Annotated in this window: 7 protein-coding genes and 3 pseudogenes; 7 read left to right on the forward strand and 3 right to left on the reverse strand. The window is 25.5% G+C overall.

Annotated elements, in window-relative coordinates:
• Window positions 1-190 (forward strand): annotated as a pseudogene (locus BGS40_RS10000) (hypothetical protein); the annotation flags it as partial.
• Between the two features lie 232 nt (window positions 191-422).
• Here the strand turns inward: BGS40_RS10000 and BGS40_RS05555 are convergent.
• Window positions 423-1,174: pseudogene (locus BGS40_RS05555) on the reverse strand (tyrosine-type recombinase/integrase); the annotation flags it as partial.
• Window positions 1,175-1,516: 342 nt separating this feature from the next.
• On the opposite strand from BGS40_RS05555, the gene BGS40_RS09740 reads away from it, so the two are divergent.
• Together BGS40_RS09740 and BGS40_RS05565 are read left to right on the forward strand one after the other, a co-directional pair.
• Window positions 1,517-1,756 carry a hypothetical protein gene (locus BGS40_RS09740; protein WP_231328335.1) on the forward strand — a complete coding sequence of 80 codons (240 nt, stop codon included), beginning with the start codon at window positions 1,517-1,519 and terminating at the stop codon, window positions 1,754-1,756.
• On the forward strand, window positions 1,731-2,129 hold the full coding sequence (locus tag BGS40_RS05565) for a hypothetical protein (RefSeq protein ID WP_251820727.1): 399 nt from the start codon (window positions 1,731-1,733) through the stop codon (window positions 2,127-2,129). Before BGS40_RS09740 ends, BGS40_RS05565 begins: the two co-directional genes overlap by 26 nt.
• 317 nt (window positions 2,130-2,446) lie before the next feature.
• Here the strand turns inward: BGS40_RS05565 and BGS40_RS09400 are convergent, their stop codons facing one another.
• Both BGS40_RS09400 and BGS40_RS09405 read right to left on the reverse strand, forming a co-directional pair.
• A complete protein-coding gene (locus tag BGS40_RS09400) occupies window positions 2,447-2,713 on the reverse strand; it encodes a hypothetical protein (protein WP_180753103.1) in 267 nt (88 codons plus the stop codon).
• Window positions 2,714-2,817: 104 nt separating this feature from the next.
• A complete protein-coding gene (locus BGS40_RS09405) occupies window positions 2,818-3,150 on the reverse strand; it encodes a hypothetical protein (RefSeq protein ID WP_167842814.1) in 333 nt (110 codons plus the stop codon).
• A 189-nt stretch (window positions 3,151-3,339) separates the two neighbouring features.
• On the opposite strand from BGS40_RS09405, the gene BGS40_RS05575 reads away from it, so the two are divergent.
• The 4 genes and pseudogenes from BGS40_RS05575 (at window position 3,340) to BGS40_RS05590 (ending at window position 4,534) form a co-directional block, all read left to right on the forward strand.
• The gene (locus tag BGS40_RS05575) at window positions 3,340-3,543 is read left to right on the forward strand and encodes a type II toxin-antitoxin system HicA family toxin (protein ID WP_370659165.1); all 204 of its coding nucleotides are present in this window, start codon (window positions 3,340-3,342) and stop codon (window positions 3,541-3,543) included.
• Between the two features lie 3 nt (window positions 3,544-3,546).
• Complete coding sequence (locus tag BGS40_RS05580) at window positions 3,547-3,906, forward strand: HicB family protein (protein WP_096738482.1); 360 nt, start codon at window positions 3,547-3,549, stop codon at window positions 3,904-3,906.
• A gap of 133 nt (window positions 3,907-4,039) precedes the next feature.
• Window positions 4,040-4,267, forward strand: a complete 228-nt coding sequence (locus tag BGS40_RS05585; protein ID WP_087704530.1) for a hypothetical protein — start codon at window positions 4,040-4,042, stop codon at window positions 4,265-4,267.
• Window positions 4,254-4,534, forward strand: a pseudogene (locus tag BGS40_RS05590) (type II toxin-antitoxin system YafQ family toxin). Before BGS40_RS05585 ends, BGS40_RS05590 begins: the two are co-directional and overlap by 14 nt.
• Window positions 4,535-4,705 lie beyond the last annotated feature (171 nt).

The following is a 4,705-nucleotide window of genomic DNA, read 5'->3' on the forward strand; positions in this document are numbered from 1 at the left end:
GGGGGGGGGTGAGTTTTTTGAAAATAAAGAAAATAGAGAAAAACTCATAAAAACCCTAATAATACACTTAAATTCTTATTTAGAGACTGAAAATAATCTACAAAAAATCAAGATTTTAGTCAAAATATATCAAAATATATCAAAATATATCAAAATATATCAAAATATATCAAAATTTACAAAAATGTAGCCGAACTCCTGATCTTATTGATATAGAAGAACTTGAATTTAACAAAGAAGACATTTTCGAAGAATTATTTTATGCTTTAGGCGGTTTAGGAGGTATGTATTCCGTAGAAATGATACAATCAAGAATTGCAAATTTCATCAAAATACTTGGCGGAGAACCTAAACTTTTATTAGAAAGATTCACAGCATAGACTTCAAAAAGAAGTCTATGTAAATAATCAATTTTAGAAAAATTAATTATTCAATAACGCAGCTTTTATTGTATCATTTGTTGCTTTGGCATATATAGTAGTAGTATTTAGATTTGCATGTCTTAGAATTTTTTGTATGACCACAAGGTTTGTTCCTTTGGCTGTTAATCTCATAGCTAAAGTGTGTCTAAGCAAATGAAGTCCTTTTTTGCTGATCAAAGCTTTAGCGTAAATATTATCTACAATCAAAAAAGCATTACTTCTATTTAAATGTTTTCCTGTGCTAGTTTGCATTATGTAATCACTATCTTGGATATTTTCTTTAAAATATTCAAGCTCATCATCTACTTCTTCTTTTTTAATAAATGCAAATTGTTCTTTACCGCCCTTGCCTATTATGGATATTTTTAATATTTCATCATCTACTTCTTCAAAATCACAAAGCTTTACATTTAAAGCTTCAGAAATTCTAAGTCCTCCATAAAGCATAAGTTTTATCAGTAAAGAATTTCTAAAACTATTATAAACTTCTTTTTTTGCTTTTTCTTTCTCTAAAACATTATTTAGCCTTATAATTTCATTTTCATTAAGATAATTTAATTTTTCTTCTGATTTTTCTGTTCTAAATCTAATTTTCTTCATATCAAAGGAAAAAATAAACAAATCATCATTATTATCGCTTATAAAAGAAAAAAAGCTAGTTAATACTCTCAAATAAGTTATTTTTATTTTTTTGATAGTTTATTGCCATTTTTTGAATTATTTTCTAAATAATTAAGAAAATTGACTAAAAAATCAGAAATAGAAGTTTTCACTGGGAAAATTTATATAAAACAAAAATAACAAATCAAAAGGCTTTAGCTCCTAGAATCACCACAAAATCACATAATACCTTTATAGGCCGTTATGCCAAATAAAATCAATGCTTTTTTAAGTGATTTAATAGAGTTTTGAAAAAGATTTGAATAGCTACTTAAAATAGTATTTAAGATGGGCGATCTCGATCCGCCCTTATAATGATTTTAAATTATATCATACAATAAAAAAATTGTCAATTTAGTTTATATTTAGTATTGCTCTAAAATGTTGATTGTATAATAACATAATATTTAGATTTTCGTTTTAAAGGAGTGCAAATGAGTGATACTATTATTTTAGGTATTTTATTAGAGAAGTACAATAATGCTAAATATAAAAAAGTCGGAAACTGTATTAAACTTCGTTATCAATATCACGATGTAAATGTGAATTTATATTTTGATGGTTATGATAAAAATTATCCTTCAACTTCTATAATATTAGCAATGGATAAATCTTACTATATTACTTCTTTTAATGTGGATAATTTCGATGAAAAAAAATCAATATTTAGATAAAATTCCAGATCCTATACTTAATCTTATTAAAGATGAGAATAACAAATTAACCTCATTTTATAATGAGATGAGAAAGCGTATCAAAGAAGATAATTTCCAAAACATTAGTTACAGCAGTGACATAGTGTTTAATAATACTATGCAATATAATAAAAATAAAGAAAATGGTAATCCATTTTTTCATTATATTAGAGCAGCAGTAATAACACCTGAACATTTTAAAAAATTATTCCATAGTATGAATATTTCAAAAGAAATTCTCATGAAAATTCAACAAGCAGGATTTACCATTGTAACTACAAACGACCCCAATAAAAGAAAAAATTTTTATGAGGAACTAAAAAGTAAAGAAATTTTTATAGAAGTTTTATAATAGAACATATTAACGATAAAGACTTTGCAAGAACAAATAGCCGAAAGCCACGCCTCTTTCGGTTAAGTGTTTTTTGTTACAATTGTATTAAGCTTAGACTAAGTGTGGTTTTTATAGAATTTTCAACGGTTTTTTAAGTGAGATAACCAACAAGCTTGATTATCTCGTTAATTAATTCTAAGACAAGAACTAAAAACTCAATGATCCTACTCATTATTCCTCTTTCTTATAACCGAAAGAGTAGCCATGCTTAATACGCTTTAATTATAGTATTTTTGAATGAATAAGTTTTAATGTTTTATATGAAAATTTGAGTGTTATCTCAATTCTTTCCTATAATTTGTTTTTTCTTCATCATTATGAAAAACCATTGTTTCAATACAATTTTCTTTACAAAATTGTTTTATTTCATAATTATTGTTTGTTTCATAGAATTTAACAAGATGGGTAAAAAACTCATTCATATCATTCTTAGCAATTGCCAAAATACCGAATCCATTTTCAATTGAAATTTTATTAGCAATTAGCATTGAAGTTCTTTTATTTCCATCAAAAAATAATTGACTTCTCATAAGATATAACATCAAATCCAATGCTACTTCTTTTTTATTTTCATTTTTTAAAATTGTTTCTATATTTTCACTAACCTCATAATCAATAGGTAATTTTGGTTTAAAATTTGTTCCACTTATTTTACATCAGCTGTTCTTAAAAATCCTGATTTATGAACCAAATCTCTGCCTACAATCCTATTAAAGTCCTGCATCAAACTCAAACTAACTTTTTCATTAATGGTATCAAACAAATAATTCCAAGCTCTTTTGAGATTTAAAATTATTGTTAAATCTTGTATTGTTTTATCAGGAACACTAAAGCCATCTATAATCATTTGAGTTTCAGGAAAAGTAACATTTACACCTTCTAAATTCGCGGATTTCCAAATAATATCTACAAGGTTTCTTTTTGCTAAAAATATATTTTCTTCTAAAGTTAAATTTCTCATTTTAAATCTTTCCTTCATAAAAATCCGCCTTGAGTTTTAACTCTTGGCGGAAATAACCCTAAAGGCTTAACTATGAAACGACATAGTAAGCGTTTTGTGAGATTATATCTAAACTTTATTAAAAGAATTGCGTTCGGTTTATAAGTGATACTTAATAAAAAGTGTGCATAATACATATTCATAAGGATATTATAGTGAGTAAAAAAGATAAAATTAAAAAATAATCCTAACAATGTGCGCTTTGAAACGCTTAAGATTTTATTAGAAAGCGAAGGTTATGAATGTTTTAATAAAGGCGGTTCACATTATCAATTTAGAAAAAAAGAATGTGATCTTATTACTATTCCATTTAAACGCCCTATAAAGGCTATATATGTCAAAATGGTTTTAAAAGCTATAACAGGAGAATGAATCATGAAAGACTTAGATTACTATCTTAATCTACCTTATGAAATTATTATAAAAAAACTTGATGAAAAAGATGGCGGAGGATATTTTGCAAGATATAAAAATTTCCCTTATATTATGGGAGATGGTGAAAATGAAATAGAAGCCTTAAAAGATCTCAAAGAAGCATTTAAAGGAGCATTAGAAGTTATGCTTGAAAAAGGTGATTATATTAAAGAACCTATTGATAATGAAGCAAAAATTAGAATTAATATTACCTTGCCTAAAAGCTTAGTAGAGGCAATAGATGCAATAAGCGATAATAGAAGCAAATTCTTAGCCGATCTTGCAAATAGCGCTATAAAATCTTATAAAATAAGCACCTAAAAATTAACATAGTTAAATAAAAAAAGAAATCCGATTTAAACCCCTAAAAAATAGGCATTTTATAGCATAAATACTTGCAAAAATTATTAAAAATGGTATAATTATGTTATATAAATTGAGAAAGGAGTTGCTTATGACTCTTATTATTGAAAATGTTAATGAAGATTTTTTACCTGCATTCAAGGGTTTAGCAAAAAGCATAAATACCAAATGTAAAATTTCTAAGCCTAAGTTGAGTAGTTTTGAAAGTAAGATATTAAATGCAAGCAAAGAACTTGATAAAGAAAAAAAAGTCAATACTGCATTAAGCTTTAATTCGCATCAAGACTTTGTGAAAGCTTATCAAAATGGCAAAATATAAAATTTATTACCATAAAGATTTTATAAAAGCTTACAAAAAAATAAGTGGTGAAGAGCGTAAAATAACTGATGAAGTTATTGTAAAACTTTCTAATGATGAGAATTTAGAACCTAAATATAAAGATCATCAATTAAAAGGTGTATTAAAAGATTTTAGAGAATGTCATATAAAGTCTAACTTGTTATTATTTATCAAAAACATAATAATGAGTTAGAGCTAAATATTTTAAAACTAGGTAGTCATAGTAAGTTATTTAAAAAATATTGAAAGGAATAAAGATGGATAAAGCGCACTTAATTATTTATTTAGCAGTGCTTGCATCTATCGTTAGTGTTTTAATAACTTGTTGTCTTTTATATCTAATCAGAGATAGGTTAAGCAAATTGTTTTCTAAAAATACATTATTGAAAATCAAGAAGTTTTTAAAAGAGAATGTTA

The organism is Campylobacter sp. 107, assembly GCF_002383835.1.
GTDB classification, from domain to species: domain Bacteria; phylum Campylobacterota; class Campylobacteria; order Campylobacterales; family Campylobacteraceae; genus Campylobacter_D; species Campylobacter_D jejuni.